At 71.1% G+C, this 18,390-nt stretch carries 15 protein-coding genes and 3 pseudogenes (1 of these 18 running past the window's edge); 12 read left to right on the forward strand and 6 right to left on the reverse strand.

From position 1 onward, the window contains the following. Positions 1 to 49, forward strand: a pseudogene (locus tag D452_RS27630) (serine/threonine-protein kinase) (it extends 1,659 nt beyond the left edge of the window). Positions 50 to 52: 3 nt separating this feature from the next. Here D452_RS27630 and D452_RS27635 read toward each other — a convergent pair. The 4 genes and pseudogenes from D452_RS27635 to D452_RS0103505 form a co-directional block, all read right to left on the reverse strand. Next, positions 53 to 1,108 carry a glutamate decarboxylase gene (locus D452_RS27635; protein WP_017542764.1) on the reverse strand — a complete coding sequence of 352 codons (1,056 nt, stop codon included), beginning with the start codon at positions 1,106 to 1,108 and terminating at the stop codon, positions 53 to 55. A gap of 83 nt (positions 1,109 to 1,191) precedes the next feature. Further along, positions 1,192 to 1,524: pseudogene (locus D452_RS31815) on the reverse strand (pyridoxal-dependent decarboxylase); the annotation flags it as partial. 85 nt (positions 1,525 to 1,609) lie between these two features. Further along, positions 1,610 to 2,305 carry a response regulator transcription factor gene (locus tag D452_RS0103500; protein WP_193374206.1) on the reverse strand — a complete coding sequence of 232 codons (696 nt, stop codon included), beginning with the start codon at positions 2,303 to 2,305 and terminating at the stop codon, positions 1,610 to 1,612. Then, on the reverse strand, positions 2,302 to 3,477 hold the full coding sequence (locus D452_RS0103505) for a sensor histidine kinase (protein ID WP_017542767.1): 1,176 nt from the start codon (positions 3,475 to 3,477) through the stop codon (positions 2,302 to 2,304). The genes D452_RS0103500 and D452_RS0103505 overlap by 4 nt, the downstream gene beginning before the upstream one ends. 179 nt (positions 3,478 to 3,656) lie before the next feature. On the opposite strand from D452_RS0103505, the gene D452_RS0103510 reads away from it, so the two are divergent. After that, the gene (locus D452_RS0103510; protein WP_017542768.1) at positions 3,657 to 3,899 is read left to right on the forward strand and encodes a hypothetical protein; all 243 of its coding nucleotides are present in this window, start codon (positions 3,657 to 3,659) and stop codon (positions 3,897 to 3,899) included. A gap of 118 nt (positions 3,900 to 4,017) precedes the next feature. Then, the gene (locus D452_RS0103515) at positions 4,018 to 4,833 is read left to right on the forward strand and encodes a Rossmann-fold NAD(P)-binding domain-containing protein (protein ID WP_017542769.1); all 816 of its coding nucleotides are present in this window, start codon (positions 4,018 to 4,020) and stop codon (positions 4,831 to 4,833) included. A gap of 61 nt (positions 4,834 to 4,894) precedes the next feature. On the opposite strand, the gene D452_RS0103520 is transcribed toward D452_RS0103515, so the two are convergent. Then, entirely contained in the window at positions 4,895 to 6,049 is a 1,155-nt protein-coding gene (locus D452_RS0103520) for an acyl-CoA dehydrogenase family protein (protein WP_017542770.1), read from the reverse strand. Between the two features lie 132 nt (positions 6,050 to 6,181). Here D452_RS0103520 and D452_RS0103525 point away from each other — a divergent pair, with 132 nt between their 5' ends. From D452_RS0103525 to D452_RS0103555, 6 genes are all read left to right on the forward strand, one after another. Then, positions 6,182 to 6,898, forward strand: coding sequence for a TetR/AcrR family transcriptional regulator (locus D452_RS0103525; RefSeq protein WP_017542771.1), 717 nt, complete (start codon positions 6,182 to 6,184; stop codon positions 6,896 to 6,898). A gap of 87 nt (positions 6,899 to 6,985) precedes the next feature. Further along, positions 6,986 to 8,611 carry a peptide chain release factor 3 gene (locus tag D452_RS0103530; RefSeq protein WP_017542772.1) on the forward strand — a complete coding sequence of 542 codons (1,626 nt, stop codon included), beginning with the start codon at positions 6,986 to 6,988 and terminating at the stop codon, positions 8,609 to 8,611. Between the two features lie 779 nt (positions 8,612 to 9,390). Further along, positions 9,391 to 10,677 carry a citrate synthase gene (locus tag D452_RS0103535; RefSeq protein ID WP_017542773.1) on the forward strand — a complete coding sequence of 429 codons (1,287 nt, stop codon included), beginning with the start codon at positions 9,391 to 9,393 and terminating at the stop codon, positions 10,675 to 10,677. A gap of 222 nt (positions 10,678 to 10,899) precedes the next feature. After that, on the forward strand, positions 10,900 to 11,733 hold the full coding sequence (locus D452_RS0103540) for an HdeD family acid-resistance protein (RefSeq protein WP_017542774.1): 834 nt from the start codon (positions 10,900 to 10,902) through the stop codon (positions 11,731 to 11,733). A gap of 366 nt (positions 11,734 to 12,099) precedes the next feature. Beyond that, positions 12,100 to 13,251 carry a macrolide family glycosyltransferase gene (locus tag D452_RS0103550; protein ID WP_017542776.1) on the forward strand — a complete coding sequence of 384 codons (1,152 nt, stop codon included), beginning with the start codon at positions 12,100 to 12,102 and terminating at the stop codon, positions 13,249 to 13,251. Positions 13,252 to 13,374: 123 nt separating this feature from the next. Then, the gene (locus tag D452_RS0103555) at positions 13,375 to 13,911 is read left to right on the forward strand and encodes an AAA family ATPase (protein ID WP_017542777.1); all 537 of its coding nucleotides are present in this window, start codon (positions 13,375 to 13,377) and stop codon (positions 13,909 to 13,911) included. Here the strand turns inward: D452_RS0103555 and D452_RS0103560 are convergent. Beyond that, positions 13,908 to 14,105 (reverse strand): helix-hairpin-helix domain-containing protein, encoded by a 198-nt coding sequence (locus tag D452_RS0103560; RefSeq protein ID WP_017542778.1) that lies wholly within the window; start codon positions 14,103 to 14,105, stop codon positions 13,908 to 13,910. The two genes, D452_RS0103555 and D452_RS0103560, sit on opposite strands and share 4 nt — an antisense overlap. A gap of 210 nt (positions 14,106 to 14,315) precedes the next feature. On the opposite strand from D452_RS0103560, the gene D452_RS0103565 reads away from it, so the two are divergent. The 3 genes and pseudogenes from D452_RS0103565 to D452_RS0103575 all read left to right on the forward strand — a co-directional run. Further along, a complete protein-coding gene (locus D452_RS0103565) occupies positions 14,316 to 15,569 on the forward strand; it encodes a hypothetical protein (protein ID WP_026128931.1) in 1,254 nt (417 codons plus the stop codon). Further along, the gene (locus D452_RS0103570; protein ID WP_026128932.1) at positions 15,570 to 18,029 is read left to right on the forward strand and encodes a serine/threonine-protein kinase; all 2,460 of its coding nucleotides are present in this window, start codon (positions 15,570 to 15,572) and stop codon (positions 18,027 to 18,029) included. A gap of 17 nt (positions 18,030 to 18,046) precedes the next feature. Then, positions 18,047 to 18,390: pseudogene (locus D452_RS0103575) on the forward strand (serine/threonine protein phosphatase); the annotation flags it as partial.

Consider the following 18,390-nt stretch of genomic DNA (forward strand, 5'->3'; position numbering starts at 1 on the left):
CAACCACGAACTCCTCGACCGCATCTCGGAGTCCTTCGACCCCGCCTAGCGACTAGGCGCTCCGGGAGGGCGGCCGGGGCGTGCTGGTGGACGAACCGGCGCCGTGGTTGAAGCCGCCCGCCTCGTCCTGGGTGAGCGAGGGCGTGGGCGGGTGGCCCCGCAGGTGCTCGATGGCGCGTTCCAGGTCGGCCAGGAACAGGTCGCCCATGTCGCGGCTGAAGCCGTGCCGCACCAGTACGCGCTGGACGACCTCGTCCTGGCGGTCCACCGGCAGCGGGTAGGCGGGGACCAGCCAGCCCCGGGTGCGCAGGCGGTCGGCGAGGTCGTAGAGGGTGAAGGGCTCGTCGCCGACCATCCGCCACGCCACGGCGCTGATGCCCCGGGCCGGGTCGCCGCCGTGGATGATCTCGAACGGGCCCATCGCGGCCACCCGCTCGGCCAGGTGCCGGGCCGTCTCCGTCTGGGCCCCGTGGACGCGCCGGTAGCCCTCGCGGCCCAGGCGGACGAAGTCGTAGTACTGCGAGACGACCGGCCCGCCGGGGCGCGAGAAGTTGAGGCTGAAGGTGGCCTCCTCCCCGCCCAGGTAGTTGACCCGGAACACGAGGTCCTCCGGCAGGTCCTCGGCGGTCCGCCAGACCGCCCACCCCGCGCCGAGCGGGGCCAGCCCGGTCTTGTGGCCCGAGGCGTTGATCGAGCGGACCCGGGGCAGCCGGAAGTCCCAGACCAGGCCGGGCTCGGTGAACGGGGCGACGAACGCGCCGTTGGCCCCGTCCACGTGCACGCGGATGTCGTGGCCGGTGCGCTCCTCGAAGCGGTCCAGGGCCTCCGTGATGCCACGGACATCCTCGAAGAGCCCGGTGAAGGTCTGGCCGAAGTTGCAGACCACCATGATGGTGTTCTCGTCGCAGTGGCGCTCGACGTCGTCCGGTTCCAGCACGTACCTGTCACCGCGCAGGGGGACCTGGCGGAGCTCGACGTCGAAGTAGCGGGCGAACTTCTCCCAGCACACCTGGACCGGCCCGCAGACGAGGTTGGGTCGGTCGGCGGGTCGGCCCGCCGCCTCGCGGCGCTCGCGCCAGGCGAACTTGGCGGCGAGCCCGCCGAGCATGGCGGGCTCCCTGGNCAGGCGAACTTGGCGGCGAGCCCGCCGAGCATGGCGGCCTCGCTGGAACCGGTGGTGGAGGTCCCCAGGGTCCCGGCCGGGTCGGGGGAGTGCCACAGGTCGGCGAGCATGCGCACGCAGCGCCGCTCCAGCTCGGCGGTCTGGGGGTACTCGTCCTTGTCGATCATGTTCTTGTCGAGCGACTCGTCCATGAGCCGGTGCACCTCGGGCTCCACCCAGGTCGTGCAGAAGGTGGCGAGGTTCATCCGGGAGACGCCGTCGAGCATGAGCTCGTCGTGGACCAGCTGGTAGGCCACGCGCGCCTCGGTGCCCAGGCGCGGGAAGCCGTCCTTGGGTGCGCCGTGGCGCATCAGCCACTCCGCGTAGACGTCGGCGTCGCTGCCGTCCCCGTGCCCGCCCATCCACGCCCCCGTGCTCACCGTGATGCCATGGTCACCACCAGTATGCGATCCGGGGGCCCCGCCGGACGGGAGGACCCGCGCGGCGTCAGCTCCGGTCCTCGTCGAGGAGCCGGGCGTCGTGCACCAGCAGGGCGATCTGCACGCGGTTGTTCAGGTCCAGCTTGGTGAGGACGCTGGACACGTGGGTCTTGACCGTCGGCACGCTCAGGAACAGCCTCGCGGCGATGTCGGCGTTGGACCGCCCCTCGCCGACGGCGACCGCCACCTCGGTCTCCCGCCCGTTCAGCACCGACAGGCGGGCCCGCGCCCGGTCCGCGCGTGCTCCCTGGTCGGTCTGGGCGACCCGGTCCATCAGCCGCCGCGTCACGTTCGGCGACAACACGGGGAAGCCCCGCGCCACCCGCCGCACCGACTCCACGATCTCCTCGGGCGGGGTGTCCTTGAGCAGGAACCCCGCGGCCCCCGCCCGCAGCGCGCGCAGCACGTGCTCGTCGGCGTCGAAGGTGGTGAGCACCAGCACCTCCGGCGGGTCGGGCAGGGCACGCAGCCGCTCGGTGGCGGTCAGCCCGTCCACCGTGGGCATGCGGATGTCCATCAGGACCACGTCCGGCGAGTGCAGCTCGACCAGCTCCTGGACCGCGCCGCCGTCCTCGGCCTCGGCGAGCACGCGTACGTCCGGGGCACCGCCCATCATCATCACCAGACCGACCCGTACCAGGGCGTCGTCGTCGACGATCACCACACCGATCCGTCGGTCCACGTCCCGCTCCGTTTCGCTCATGAGGGCCACGGTAGCCAGGCGGAAAGGCGCCAGCCACCATCGGCGGTCGGGCCGTACTCCAAGCGACCGGAGGCGAGGGAGACCCGCTCGGTCAGGCCGACCAGGCCCTGGCCGCCCCCGGACGCCTCAGTGACCGCCTCCGGGTCGCGGACGGCGGGCCCGTTGCCCACCTCCACGTTCAGCCCCCGGCCGGGGGACCCGGAGATCCGCACGGACGTGCGCGCGCCGGCGGCGTGCTTGCGGGCGTTGGTCAGCCCCTCCTGGACGATCCGGTACGCGGTGCGCCCGGTGCGTTCGGGGACCTCACCGGAGTACTCCTCCACGAGGTCCACCCCGGCGCCGGTGTCGCCGGCCTCGGTCACCAGCTGGGAGAGGTCGGCCATCGTGGGCTGTGGAAGCTCGCCCACCGGGGCGCGCAGCACGCCGATCACCTCGCGCAGGTCCTGGAGGGCCTGGTGGGCGCTCTCCCGGATCACCCCGGCGGAGCGGGCGACCTCCTCGGCCGGGGCGTTCGGCCGGTACTCCAGGGCGCCGGCGTGCACGCTGAGCAGAGAGAGCCGGTGCCCCAGGACGTCGTGGATCTCCCTGGCGATCGACTCGCGGACCCGGTGCTGGGCCTGTTCGGCGCGCAGCTGGGCCTCGGCCTCGGCGTGCGCGGCCCGCTCCCGCAGGGAGTCGAACAGCTGGCGGCGGTGCTGCACCGAGAGGCCCCATCCGGCGGCGGCGCCCTGGAAGACCGCGCTCAGCAGAAACGTCGTCACGACGGGGGTCCCGTGCGGGTCGGGGTGGACCAGGGCGCCCACGTACGAGGCCAGGAAACTCAGGCCCAGCACCGTCAGGCCCACCCTGGGCGGGCGGTGGACGCACAGGGAGAACAGGGCGACGAGCATCGCCCCCACGGCCAGCTGGGACACCGCTGAGGCCGCCACGAGGACCACGGCGACCCCCACCGGCCAACGGCGCCGCCACCACAGCGCCGTGCAACAGGCGAGGGCGACCAACTGCTCGGTGACCCTGAGGGGGTCGGGCGGAACCGGCGGAGGGGGCTCCCCGGGCAGGGTCACCACGCCCAGCAGCCCGAATCCGAGCGCCGTCAGGAACATCAGGGAGTCCACGACCCAGTCGCGCGCGCCGCGCCGGTACCGCTGCCGGGAGGAGGTCGTGTCGTTCATCGTCTCGGAGTCTATGGAGTGGACGACCCGCAGGTGAGAGGACGGGGCCGACTCGATACCGAAGGCCGCTCGGGTCGCTACTTTGGTCGCGTGGCGGCCCCCGGGAGAAGACCTCGGAAGGGCGCGCGGCCACCTCGCGGCCGATCCGCGCGAGGGCGCGGGCTCCCTAGCGTCGTGTTATGCGCAAAGCACTCCAGGGCCTGGGCGCCCTTCTCACCCTCATGGGGATCAGCGGGGCCGTCGACCACCTCTGGACCCAGCCGGTCCTCGGGATCGTGCTCAACGCCTTCAACCGCCTGGTGGTCCGCAACGTCTCCGTGCTCCAGGAGAACGCCCTGCTCGCCAACCTGGGGCTGGCGGCCTGCGGGATCGTCCTCGTCGTCTGCGTGGAGTCGCTGACACACTCCCGCGAGCGCGGCTGAGACCCCCGCGTCCGCCCCTGACACGGACCGGTTCCCCCGTTTCGCGCTCGTTTGGCCCCCGGGAGTGGGTACCGTCAGCAGGCGGAGCACCCGCGCGTGAACACTGGGGGATCACCCGATGAGCACACTGGTCACCGGCGCCACCGGACAGGTGGGTCGACGTGTCCTGACCGAACTGCGCAGACGCGGCCTGCCCGCGGCCGGTGCCTCCAGGGACGGTGAGGTGCGGTTGGACTGGACCGACACCACCAGCTGGGAACCGGCGCTGGAGGGGGTGGAGAGTCTCTTCGTGACCGTTCCCATGGCCAGTGGGCTGGCCGACCGGGCGGGGGCCTTCCTGGAGAAGGCCGCCGGGACCGGGGTCCGGACGGCGGTGCTGACCACCGCGATGGGAACCGAGAACGGCCCGCCCGACTCCGAGCAGCGCGTCCTGGAACGCAGGGTCCGGGAGCTGTTCGACCACTGGACGGTGGTCCGCCCCAACTGGCTGGACCAGGACTTCACCGAAGGCCTCTTCGCCCGGCTGGCGCGCTCGCGCAACGGGCGCCTGGAGCTGCCGCTGCGCAAGCACGCGGCGGTCAGCTTCGTGGACGCGCGCGACGTCACCGACACCGTCGTCGCGGCGCTCACCGACGACTCCCTCCATGGGCGCGAGTACACGCTCACCGGTCCCGCCCCCGTCACCTTCCGCGAGGTCGTGCGGATGACCAAGGGGACGGAGAGCCCCGTGTGGCGGTACAAGAAGCTCGACGAGGCCGGATTCTACTTCCGGGCCACCAACATGGGCTGGTCGGACCGGTACGTGGACACCCTCAACGAACGGTTTCGGGCCGTGGCCAACGGCCAGGCGGCCGTCGTCACCGACGACGTCCGCCGCGCCCTGGGCCGTGACCCCGTTCCCATGGCCAAGTTCGTCCGCGAGTCGGTGCACTGACCCCGGGACCGCGAACGCCCACCTCCCCGAGCCGGGAGGCGGGCGTCGTGAGGCCGACGGCCTACTTCAGGAGCTGGCGGGCCATCACCATGCGCTGGATCTGGTTGGTGCCCTCGTAGATCTGGGTGATCTTGGCGTCGCGCATCATGCGCTCCAGCGGGAAGTCCTTCACGTAGCCCGCGCCGCCCAGCAGCTGCACGGCGTCCGTGGTGATCTCCATGGCGGCATCGGAGGCGTAGCACTTGGCGGCCGCGCCGAAGAAGGCGAGGTCGTCGTCCCCGCGCTCGGACTTGGCGGCGGCCACGTAGACCATCTGACGGGCGGTCTCCAGCTTCATGGCCATGTCGGCGAGCATGAACTGGACGCCCTGGAACTCGGCGATCGCCTTGCCGAACTGCTCGCGCTCCTTCACGTAGGCCACGGCGTGGTCCAGGGCGCCCTGGGCGATGCCGACGGCCTGCGCGCCGATGGTGACGCGGGTGTGGTCCAGGGTGCGCAGGGCGATCTTGAGGCCCTCGCCCGGGGCGCCGACCATGCGGTCGCCGGGGAGGCGCACGTCGTCGAAGAACAGCTCACGGGTGGGGGAGCCCTTGATGCCGAGCTTGCGCTCGGGCTCGCCGAGGGTCAACCCGGCGTCGTCGGCGTGGACCACGAAGGCGGAGATGTTGCGGCCGCGTTTGCCCTCGGGGTCGGTGACGGCCAGGACGGTGTAGTACTCGCTGACACCGGCGTTGGTGATCCAGGACTTCTGGCCGTTGAGAATCCAGTCGTCGCCCTTGGGAGTGGCCAGGCTGCGCATGGACGCGGTGTCGGAACCGGCCTCGCGCTCGGACAGGCCGTAGGAGAACATCGCCTCGCCGCGCGCCACGGGCGGCAGGTAGCGCTGCTTGACCTCCTCGGAGGCGCCCAGGATCAGCGGCATGGTGCCGAGCTTGTTCACCGCCGGGATGAGTGAGGAGGAGGCGCACACGCGGGCGACCTCCTCGATGATGACGCAGGTCGCGAGCGCGTCGGCGCCCATGCCCTCGTAGTCCTCGGAGATGTGTGCGGCGTGGAAGTCGGTGGCGACCAGGGCGTCCAGCGCGTCCTGCGGGAAGGCGGACTTCTCGTCCACCTCGGCGGCGTGCGGGGCGATCTTGTCCTCGGCCACGGAGCGGACCGCGGCCCGCAGCTCCTCGTGCTCCTCGTTGGTCTTGAACAGGTCGAAGTCGCCCATCACGCTCTCCTCGCTCTGGCACCGCGTGCCTGGATATGGCATTCGGTGCCAGAGTAGGAGATGATTGGTGCGAAGTACACAGACGGGGTCGGATACCTTGGCGCCGGACGAGTCGCCGGGAAAGCGGGGGAGGTGGACGTGGCGACGACGCGTGTGTCGACCCGCGAGGCGGTGCTCGCGGCCGTGCGGCTGTTCACCGACGAGGGCTTCGACGGCACCACCATGGACGGCATCGCCGCCGCCACCGGGGTGAGCCGACGCAGCCTCTTCCGCAGGTTCGGCTCCAAGGAGGACCTCCTCTTCGCCGGGCACGACGAACTCTTCGAGACCGTCGTGCGCTACATGGAGGCCTCCCCCGAGACCCCGACGGCCACGGTGGTCACCGCCGCGCGCCTGGTCTTCCAGGGCTACGTGCGCGACCCCGAGATCACCGTCCCCCGGTACCGGCTGGTGCGCGCCCACCCCAGGCTGCGGGACCGGGAGGTGGCGATGACCGCCAGATACCAGGCCGCGTTCAGCCGCTACCTGGCCCAGAGCGCGGGGGACGACCGGCCCTCCCTGGAGGTCGAGATGGTCGCCGCCGCCGTCATCGCCGCCCACAACCACGTGCTGCGCGGCTGGCTGCGCGCGCCCGGGGACGCGGGGGTGTGGGACCGCTTCGACGAGGCGATGACCAGGATCGCCGACCTCGCCGCGCCCCTGATCGGCGGCGCCGGGGCGGACCGGGGCGGCCCGTCCGGGCGGGGCACGGGCGAGGGGGAGCGCGTCCTGGTGGCGGTCTATCCGAGCGGCACGGACCCCTCCGACCTGCTGCGACGGGTCTCCGAGGCGGTCGGGCGGGACCGGTAGCCCGATCGGGTCCCAGCCACACCCACGCGCGCGTAGGCTGGACGGGGCCGAAAACAGGGCAGCACACGAGGCGGGGCGGCAGCGCAGATGAGCGTGGACACGGCGGGAGCGACCAAGCAGGAGTCCGAGGTCGCCCAGGAGGCGGAGCGGCGGCGGACCTTCGCGGTCATCTCCCACCCCGACGCCGGTAAGTCGACGCTGACCGAGGCGCTGGCGCTGCACGCCGCGGCCATCTCCTCCGCCGGAGCCGTGCACGGCAAGGGCGACCGCAAGGGCGTCACCTCGGACTGGATGGACATGGAGCAGGACCGGGGGATCTCCATCACCTCGGCCGCGCTGCGCATCGACTACGACGACCGCGTCCTCAACCTGCTGGACACCCCCGGCCACGCCGACTTCTCCGAGGACACCTACCGGGTGCTCTCGGCGGTCGACTGCGCGATCATGCTGCTGGACTCGGCCAAGGGCCTGGAGCCGCAGACCCTCAAGCTCTTCGACGTGTGCCGGGCCCGCAAGATGCCGGTCATCACGTTCGTGAACAAGTGGGACCGGCCGGGCCGCGAGCCGCTGGAACTCCTCGACGAGATCGAGCAGCGCATCGGCCTGCGCCCGACCCCGCTGAACTGGCCGGTCGGCATCGCGGGCGACTTCCGCGGCCTGGTCGACCGCACGAGCGGCACGTACACCAAGATGACGCGGACCCCCGGCGGCGCCCAGAAGGCGATCGAGGAGGTCCTGGACTCCGATCGTGCCGCCGAGGTCGAGCTGGACGCCTGGGAGCAGGCCAAGGAGGAGATCGAACTCCTTGAGGCCCTGGGCGCCGACTTCGACCACGAGTCCTTCATGGCGGGCGAGTCCTCCCCGGTGCTGTTCGGCGCGGCGCTGTCCAACTTCGGGGTGGGGCAGCTGCTGGACACCGTCGTGGGCCTGGCCCCCGCGCCGTCGGCCAAGGTCGACGACAAGGACCGGACGCGCCGGGTGGAGCAGCCCTTCTCCGGCCAGGTCTTCAAGATGCAGGCCAACATGGACAAGAACCACCGGGACCGGATGGCGTTCGTGCGGGTCAGCTCGGGCCGGTTCGACCGGGGCATGGTGCTCACGCACGCGCCCACCGGCCGCCCCTTCGCCACCAAGTACACCCAGGCGGTGTTCGGCTCGGACCGCTCCACCATCGACACGGCCTTCCCGGGCGACGTGATCGCCCTGGTCAACGCGCACGCGCTGGCGGTGGGGGACACCCTCTTCGACGGCCCCAAGGTCTCCTTCCCGCCGATCCCCAGCTTCGCGCCCGAGCACTTCGTGGTGGCGCGCGCGGTGGACGCGGGCAAGTACAAGCAGTTCCAGCGCGGTATCGCCCAGCTCGACGCCGAGGGCGTGGTACAGGTGCTCACCTCCGACGTGCGAGGCGAGCAGGCACCCGTGCTGGCGGCGGTCGGACCACTCCAGTTCGACGTGGTCAGGCACCGGATGGAGCAGGAGTTCCGCAGCCCGATCGAGGCCTCCCCGCTGGAGTACTCGGTGGCGCGGCGCACGGACGAGGAGTCCGCGCCGACGCTGCACTCGCTGTCCGGGGCCGAGGTCCTGCGGCGCCGTTCGGACGGTGAACTGCTGGTCCTGGTCCACAACAAGTGGCGTCTGCGCGTGATCGAGCGGGACCACCCCTCGCTGTTCATGGAGGCGTTGCTCGCCGGTGGTGTCGACGAGGGCGAGTAGCGCCCGTCACCGGCTGTACACCGCGGGTCGGATTCTCCGGCATTGCGTGAAGTCATTGTTTACCGGCGGTGAATGTCGGTCACCCGTTGTCGACTTCGGTCACGTTCGGTGTGCCATTCGCCGTGCCCTGTTCGGGGCCGTCGGCCCGGCTGTGACGAGAGGGACGAATGCCACGTCCGGGACACGTGTGAACTCTCGTGCGCGGGGCACATACTCAGATCCCCGGAGTGCCGGGGACAGCACCCTCCGGGGGGCCGACGCACCGCCTCCGGGCTGGGCAGAGGCCAAGATCACCGAGCCGGGGGTGCCCCGCCTCAGCCCTTGTGATCAGGGCGAAGGTACTCTGATGGCAGGCCGCTAGGGCGTGTTCGAACACCTGGCCGCACCGAGTTCCGTTCGGGTATGTCCGCATCTGTGAAGGGCGGTCCGAAGAGCGGCTCCGGGTGCGTCCCGCGTGGGGGTTCGGGGCGCCCAGGGGACCGGTTCAGGAGGTCAGGGACGGATGGCGGGAGAACCCCGTCGGCGTCCGTGATGTCTCAGGGCGATCACGGCGTTATCGACGTTCGGCAAAGTCTGTAAATCTTCACTCCACGGTAATTCTGATCACGTCTGGGTATGTGTTGCATGTCACCTGTTCGTGAATCGGTGAAACTTATATGATTTTGCTTAACCGTCGTTTAATAAAACAGAACAATAACGAGTGAACAAGTCGCGGCGGCGGATCGCCTCGCGTCTGACACACCTCACGTATCCCCCGCCTGGAAAGGTTGACCTCGGGCATGAGCGATGACAAAGAGCGCACGGTGGAGCTCCACTACGAGGGCGGCGTGCTGAAGCTGCCGGTTTTCACCGGTACCGAGGGTGAGAGCACCATCGAGCTGAAGACCCTGCTGGGGTCGACCGGTATGACGACCCTGGACCCTGGGTTCGGCAATACCGCTTCGTGTAGCTCGAAGATCACCTACATCGATGGGGCCGCGGGCATCCTGCGTTACCGCGGGTACCCGATCGAGGACCTCGCCGTACACAGCACCTTCCTCGAGTCCGCCTATCTGGTGATCTACGGCGAGCTGCCGGAGCCCGGCCAGCTCAAGGAGTTCTCCGAGCAGCTGCGCGACAACTCCGACATCCCGGCCGACATGGGCGCGTTCATCGACGCGATGCCCCGTAACGGCCACCCCATGGCACTGATCTCCAGCGCCGTGAACACCCTCGCCGCGTACTACGACGACAGCGTGGACCCGGACGACGAGAACCAGGTCGAGCTCGCCACGATCCGGCTGATGGCCAAGCTGCCGACGATCGCGGCCCGCATCTACCGCAACTCCATCGGCGCGTCGCCGATCGCCCCGGACCCCTCGCTCGACTACGTCGACAACTTCATCCGGATGACCTTCGGCGACGAGGCCCCCACCGGTGAGCTCGGCGAGCTGTTCAACAAGGCCGTCGGCATGCTGCTGGTGCTGCACGCCGACCACGAGCTGAACTGCTCCACGGCCACCGTGCGCGTGGTGGGCTCCTCCAAGGCCGACATCTACGCCAGCGTCGCCTCGGGCATCAACGCCCTGTCCGGCCCCTCCCACGGCGGCGCCAACCAGGCCGTCCTGGAGATGCTGGAGGAGATCCGCGACTCCGGTATCTCCATCGAGGACTTCCTGGAGAAGGTCAAGGCCCGCGAGATGCGTCTCATGGGATTCGGCCACCGGGTCTACAAGAACTTCGACCCGCGCAGCAAGGAGATCAAGGTTCTGGCCAGCCAGATCCTCGACAGCCACGACAACCCCGACGAGCTCTTCGCGCTCGCCCTCAAGCTTGAGGCCGCCGCGCTCCAGGACTCGTACTTCACTGAGCGCAAGCTCTACCCGAACGTCGACTTCTACACCGGCGTCATCTACCGCACCATGGGCTTCCCGACCAACATGTTCACCGTGTTGTTCGCCATCGGCCGCCTGCCCGGCTGGGTCGCCCACTACCGCGAGCAGCTCAGCGACCCGGCCTTCCGGATCGCCCGCCCGCGTCAGCACTACATCGGCTCCGCCGAGCGCCGCTACCCCGGTCAGGGCTGATCCCGCCGGAGTACCTCGACCGCCCGCCCACGTCACCGACGAGGGCGGGCGTTCGTGTGTCCGGGGGCTGAGCGAAGCGCGCTCCGAGCGCGCGGTTCCAGGTGCAGAACCTCCCTTGCCGTGTATTTTGCGTACTTTCTGTCATCCGTATGCGACGTTGAGGGAAGTGGCAGAGCGTGACCCCGCACACGAGCGGGACCACACGAGGAAGGGGGCCTGGTCATGGTCCGGTACGCGTTGACAGGCGACATACTCGGAGAACTGAGCCGTCACTGGTGGGTCCTGGTCGTACGCGGTGTGGTCGCGGTGGTCTTCGGTCTGCTGGCCCTCGTCTGGCCGGGAGCGAGCCTGCTGGCCCTGGCGATCATCTTCGGTGTCTTCGCGCTGGTGGACGGGGTCGCGCTCGCGTTCACCGCCTACCGCGCCGCACCGGGGAGCCGGTTGTCGCTGGGCATCCAGGCCGGACTGAGCATCGTCCTGGGTCTGCTCGCCCTCACCTGGCCCATGGCCGCGATCATCGCCATCGTCTTCCTGATCGGTGCGTGGGCGATCGTCACCGGTGTCGCCGAGATCGTCACCGCCGTGCGCCTGCGCGCCCACCTCAGCTCCGAGTGGCTGCTGATCTTCGTCGGTGCCCTCTCGGTGATCTTCGGTCTCCTGATGTGGTTCTGGCCGTTGGCGGGAGCCGAGGCGATCATGCTGGTCGTCGGTGTGTACGCGATCGTGTTCGGTGTGGTCATGGCGGTCGCGGGCTTCCAGCTGCGCGGCGCCACGGACGGCGTCCGGTCGACCAGCGAGCAGGACACCGTCGCCACCGCGGACGCCGACACCGACGCGGACCTCGACGGGGCGGGCGGCGCGACGGCCGTCACCGGGGAGGACGCGGAGCGTCCGGTGAGCGCGTTCGACGAGGGGTACGCGGGCGGCTACACCGACGGCTACCGGGGGGATGGGCGCGGCACCGGGCAGGCGCCCGGGGACGACGAGACGGCCTCGCCCCGCTCGGGGCGCCACCGGGCCCCGAAGAAGGGCCCGAACGATCCCGGGACCCCGTAGGGCCGGGGAGCCGTGGCCCGAGCTCGGAGCCGGGGCCACGGGCGGCTCAGCCGCCGCTGACGAGGAGGGGGCCGCGCCGGTCGACCTGGCTGCCAGGGACGACCGGCGCGGCCTTCTCCTGCTGCCATGCGACGGGGAGCGCGGTCACGTGGGGACCCCTTCCTGGTGGAGAGCGGCCTCGAAAAAAACGCTGGACGCCCCCGGGAGGGCTGCCCTAGTCTGGCGCGCATGTGCTTCCAGCAGATCTACGGCTAGGACCCGGCGTCCACGACGCCCCGCGCCATCCCCTCGGGGGACCGGCGCATTTCAGTCCTACCCGTAGACGACCCCTGGAGAAGTACCTTGACCCGCCGCCTTCACATCGCCATGGTCGGCGTCCCCGCTGTGAGCCACGTCCTGCCCAGCCTGGAGATCATCCGCGAGCTGGTTGACCGCGGCCACCGCGTCACCTACGCCAACGACCCCGTGGACGGGGTCGGCGAGCTGATCGCCTCGACCGGCGCCGAACTCGTCCGCTTCACCACCACGCTGCCCACCGGCGACGAGGAGTGGTCCGACGACCCCGTCCAGGGGATGGACATCTTCCTCGACGACGCGATCAACATGCTGCCCGTCCTGCGGGACGCCTACGACGACGACCGGCCCGACCTCTTCCTGTACGACATCGGCGGTTATGCCGCGCGGGTCCTGGGCGTCGACTGGGGCATCCCGACCGTCCAGCTCTCACCCACCTACGTGGCCTGGGCGGACCACGGGGACACCGTCATGGAGTGGCTGCGCGCGCGGCCCGGCGCCACCGAGCACTTCGCGAAGTTCGACGCCTGGCTCGCCGAGAACGGCGTCACCGGGCTGGACCACGCGAGCTTCGCCGGGTCCCCGGACCGGGCCCTGGCCATGATCCCGCGCGAGATGCAGCCCTTCGCCGACACGGTCTCGGACGCGGTCACCTTCGTGGGCCCGTGCCTGGGCGCGCGTGAGGACCAGGGCACCTGGCGGCGCCCCGAAGGGGCCGAGCGGGTGCTGCTGGTGTCCATGGGGTCGGCCCTGACCCGGCTGCCCGGGTTCTACCGAGAGTGCCTGCGTGCCTTCGGCGATCTGCCGGGCTGGCACGTGGTACTCCAGGTCGGCCGGTTCGTGGGAGCCGACGAGCTGGGCGAGATCCCCACCAACGTCGAGGTGCACCCCTGGGTGCCGCAGTTGGACGTCCTCCGCCAGGCGGACGCCTTCGTCACCCACGCCGGGATGGGCGGCTCCAGCGAGGGCCTGTACACGGCCACACCGATGATCGCGGTGCCGCAGGCCACCGACGGGTTCGACAACGCCGACCGCCTCCAGGCGGCCGGGGTGGCCCGTCGGATCGACTCGGCGGACGCCACGGCCGAAGCGCTGCGCTCAGCCCTGGTGGACCTGACCTCGGACCCGGAGGTGGCCGCGCGCCTGGCGGCGATCAGCGCCCGGCTCCGGGACGGCGGCGCCTCGTACGCTGCCGACCTCATCGAGGACGAGGCAGCCGAGTAGTCCCGGACGCGAGCCCACAACCGCCGCGGTGCGCCGCGCCCCTTCGGGCACGGCGCACCCCGGGCGTCCCACCCAGCACCCTGTCCCGCTCCACGACGGCCGTCATCACCAGGAGGAACCACTATGGACCACCTCGTCGTCGTCACCGGCGGCCCGGGTTCGGGCAAGACGACGCTGATCGACCACCTGGCCGGGCTCGGACACCGGCGCACGGTCGAGGCGGGCCGTGCGATCATCCGTGACCAGCGGGAGATCGACGGACCCGGCCTGGCCTGGCGGGACGACGCCCTCTTCGCCGAGTTGATGCTGGCGTGGGAGATGCGCTCCCACCGCGAGGCCGCCGAGCACGACGGGCTGGTCCTGTGCGACCGGGGCGTGCCCGACCTGGTCGGCTACCACCGCCTGCGCGGCCTGCCGGTGCCCGAACACCTGTGGGCGGCCACCCGTGCGTTCCGTTACCGGCGCACGGTGTTCGTCGCCCCGCCCTGGCCCGAGATCTTCGCCGGGGACACCGAACGCCACCAGTCGCCGGAGGAGGCCGAACGGACCTTCGAGGCGATGTGCGAGGCCTACCCGGCCTGCGGGTACGCACTGGTCACCCTGCCCCGCGTCCCCGTCGCCGATCGCGCCCGCTTCCTCCTGGACCACCTGGACGGCTAGGGCTCAAGGGACATGCCGCGGGCGTTCAGGAGGTCGCTCAGGATGTCGGTCCCCGTGGGGCCCATCCCGTGCAGCCGCAGCAGGTCGGTCTCGCTCACCCCGTCCAGCTGTTCCAGATGCGTGTACCCGGCGCGGTTCAGGGCCCTGCGGGCAGGGGCGCCGATACCGGGGAACTCTTCCTCTGTTCTGTCCATGCCGTTGTCGTACCCATCGGACGGGATACCTGAGATGACATGTGTGTTGCGTTTGTGGCCGCTCGTGGCCGTAAACGCGGGAGTCCCTTGTGGTTCGGAGTGGGCGCGGCCACACTCTTGTCCTAGGTAACGGGAGAAATCGGTGCGGTCCGCGGTCCGCTGGAGGTGATTCGTCGGGTGGGCAGGGACGCGGAGCCCGAGGTGACGCCGATGAGCTGGGAGGTGCTCGACCACGCCATCAACCACGTGCGGGGCGAGGCCGACCGCATCAAGCTCCGGCTCGCGGACCTGGACCAGCACGTGGGACACCGGCTGCTCAGGGACGCCGACCTCGTGGGCGGCACCCGTGAGCGCTGGGAGTACGCCGCAGCCCACCTCCACCGGCTGTGGACGGTCCACGGCGCCTTCGCGCTGGTGCTGGACCGTGCGAACCTGGTCCGCGAACGCGGCGGCAAGGATCCCCAAAGGGAACTCGCCTTCCTGCTGAGGGGCCCGTCCGTCATCCTGCCGCTGGACCGGGGTCCCCTGCACGAACGCGGTCTGCTCGATCCCGACTCCGAACGCGTCACCACAGCCGAGGCCATCGCGCGGATGTCGGCCGACTACGACAAGGCCACCGAGGTCATCTCGGCGGTGGAGACCGCCTGGGACGTCCTGCACCCCCGGCTCGCGGAGCTGGAGACCATGTGGCAGGAGGTCTGCACGCTCTCGGACCAGGTGGAACTGGGCGAGGACGAACACGAGGGGCTGCGCCGACAGCTCGTCCGGGTGGGGGAGACCGTCCGCCGGGACCCGCTCGTCCTGGTCGTCGAGGCCCGTGTGGACACCTCGTCGCTGGACCACCTCCGGGGACTCCTGGTGCGCACCCGCGGTGAACTCCGCGACGCCCTGAGGATGCGCGACTCCTACTCCGAGAGCGTGGCACGCCTGGTCTCGGCCATCGACGACGTCGAGCAGGTCCTCCGGCGCGCCCGTGAACTGCGGGAACGGGTCGTGGCGAAGATCTCCGCACCCGGGACCGCGGACGTCCCCGACTCGGTTCCGGCGCTGCGCGCCTCGGTGATCGAGATGGACCTCCTGCGTTCCCGGAGCGACTGGCGTGGGCTGGGCGCCCGTCTGGGCCGGGTCCAGCACGACGTGCACCAGGCCAGCGACGCCGCCCAGGAGTGCGAACGGAACCTGTCGGAGCTCTTCGCGCGCCGGGCCGAACTCCGCGGTCGCCTGGACGCCTACCGCGCCCGCGCGGTCCGCCTCGGGCTGGCCGAGCACGAACGGCTCGCCGGACTCCACGGACGCGCGCACGGTGAGCTGTGGAAGGCGCCCTGTGATCTGCGAGCCGCCACCCGGGCGCTCTCCGCCTATCAAAGGGCGCTTCTGGAACTTTCGGGAAGCGATTCCCCGGAGGACAGAACCAGACCGGGAAACGGAGCGTCTGACGGCGAGACTGATGGTGGTGTGACCTAGATGACCATGTGCACTTCCCCCGGCTGCCAGGGCCAGATCGAGGACGGCTTCTGCGTGGTGTGCGGCCTGGCTCCCGTGGGCGTTCGTCCTCCCTTCCCGACCCCGCCGGCGCCGCGTCCGCCGGTGTCCGGCCCGTGGCGCGCCGCCGCCCGGAACCGGGACCGCGACGGCGAGCGGACCCAGCCCTCCTACGCCGCGCCCCACAGGAGCCCCGGCCCGCGGTGGTCCCGCGGCGGCACATCCGACGCGTCGTCCGGCCCCTCCTCCGGGGGTTCCACACGGGACTCCGACGGCAGCGACGCGGCCGTGCACTCCCACCCGATCAGCTCGGGGAACATCCGCCCGTCCGGCCGGTCCGGACCGAGCAGCGGCTCCGGGACCATCGGTACCTCGCCCAGCGGGAGCGGCGGTTCCGGCCGCGGCGCCCGGCGCGGCATGCTCGGCCTCGGCCTGCTCCAGGTCCCCCTGGTCCCGGCCCACGACCCCTCCGACGCGATCATGACCAACCCGGTCGTGTCGGAGAAGAACCGGTTCTGCGGCAACTGCTCAGAGAAGGTCGGCCGGTCGCGCGGTGAGCAGCCGGGCCGTACCGAGGGGTTCTGCCGTCAGTGCGGGACCCAGTTCTCCTTCACCCCCAAGCTGGTCGAGGGCGACGTGGTGGGCGGCCAGTACCAGGTGCTCGGCTGCCTGGCCCACGGCGGCCTCGGGTGGATCTACCTGGCCCGCGACCTCAACGTCAACAACCGCTGGGTGGTCCTCAAGGGCCTGCTCAACGCCGGTGACGCTGAGGCGCACAAGGCGGCCGCGGCGGAGCGCGCGTTCCTCTCCGAGGTCGAGCACCCCAACATCGTCAAGATCATCAACTTCTCCCAGCACCCGGACCCGCGCACCGGCATCCCCGGTGGCCACATCGTCATGGAGTACGTGGGCGGCAAGTCCCTCCGGGAGCTGCTCATCGAACGCCGGGCGAACGGCTCGGCCGAGGAGGTCCTCCCCCTCGGCCAGGTGATCGCCTACGGCCTGGAGTGCCTGCGCGCCCTGGGCTACCTGCACTCCCGGGGCCTGCTCTACTGCGACTTCAAGCCGGACAACGTCATCCAGAGCGAGGAGCTGATCAAGCTCATCGACCTCGGCGGCGTCCGGCGCATGGACGACACGCTCAGCCCCGTCTACACGACCCCCGGCTACCGGGTGCCCGAGGACGAGCTGCGCGGTCCGGGCCCCACGGTGAGCGCCGACCTCTACTCCGTCGGCCGGGCCCTGGCCGTGCTCAGCTTCCACTTCAGCTTCATGCGCCAGCACCCGCACAGCATTCCCGACCGGCACGAGGTGCCCCTGCTCCAGCGGTACGAGTCCTACGACCGCTTCCTGCGCCGGGCCACCAACATCGACCCGGAGGCGCGTTTCCACGACGCCGGGGACATGGCCGACCAGCTCACCGGCGTGCTCCGCGAGGTCCTGTCCGACCTGGAGGGCACTCCGCACCCGGCGGCCTCCGTGCTCTTCGGCGGCGAGAGCTTCACCCTCGTCTCCGGCGTGGGGACGCACAACGCCGACCGCATGCTGAGTCCGCCCCCGCCCACCGATTCCGCCGGGCTGCTGCCCGCCCCGCTCATCGATCCGTCCGACCCGGCCGCCCAGCTCCTGCGCAGCTTCGGCGGCATGTCCCCGGCCGAACTGATCCCGACCCTGCGAGCGGCCCAGGCGCCGTCCCCCGAGACACTCCTGATGCTCGCCCGGGCCCTGATCACGGTCGGCCGGCACGGGGAGGCTCTGGACGCGCTCCAGCAGTTCAGCACCGCGGTCCCCGGTGACTGGCGGACCATGTGGTACCTCGCCGTCGCCGAGCTGAGCTCCGGCAGCTTCGAGGGAGCCCGGGGGCACTTCGACGAGCTCTTCGACCACCTCCCCGGGGAGGTGGCGCCCAAGCTCGGCCTGGCACTGGCCTGTGAGCGGACCGGGGACCTGGAGACCGCCGCCCGCCAGTACTCCACGGTGTGGTCCACCGACCACTCGTACGTGAGCGCGGCCTTCGGCCTGGCCAGGGTCCGGCTGGCCCAGGGTGACCGGGCCGCCGCCATCCGGGTCCTGGACGCCGTACCCGAACTGTCCAGCCTGTACGTCCACGCCCAGACCGCGCTGATCGCCGCGCTCGCCACCGGTGCCACCGACGGTGCCGACCACGTGCGTGCCGGGGAACGGCTCGACCGGATCGGGCTGGACAGCGAGTCCGCTGACCGGCTCGCCACGCGCGTCCTCGAAGCGGCCCTGGGCTGGCTGCGCGCGGGCGGCGCGGCCCCGGCCGGCCAGCGGCTCCTCGGCGGGGACTTCACCGAGGAGGGCGTCCGCACCAACCTGGAGCGGCGGTACCGGGCCCTGGCCCACCGCTCCAGCGTGACGTCGGAACGCCACGAGCTCATCGACAGGGCGAACTCCCTCCGCCCCGTGACACTGCTGTGAGAAGTGAAGGAACGGCGATGACCGAGGTACGGACCTGCCCTGCCTGCGCCGACACGGTGTCAGAGGGCGACCTCTACTGTGAGGGCTGCGGCCGTACCCTCCCGGTGGAAGCGCGCTCCGGGGCGGGGAAGGGCGGACCGCCCGACCGCGTCCCCACCACGCCGCAGGCGAGCATGACCGGGACCTTCCGGAGGGTCGGGTCATCGAAGGACGAGACGGTGACGGTCGAGCGTCCCGCTCTGGTCCCGGCCGAGGGCGCGCCCACCGCGCCCCAGGTGAGCCTGCAAGGCGCCGTCGACGATGTGTCCGCCGCGCCCGCCGTCCCCGCATCCGGTCCCGCTGTGGCGGCCACACCCGCCAC

This window comes from Nocardiopsis prasina DSM 43845 (assembly GCF_000341265.1).
Taxonomy (GTDB): Bacteria; Actinomycetota; Actinomycetes; order Streptosporangiales; family Streptosporangiaceae; genus Nocardiopsis; species Nocardiopsis prasina.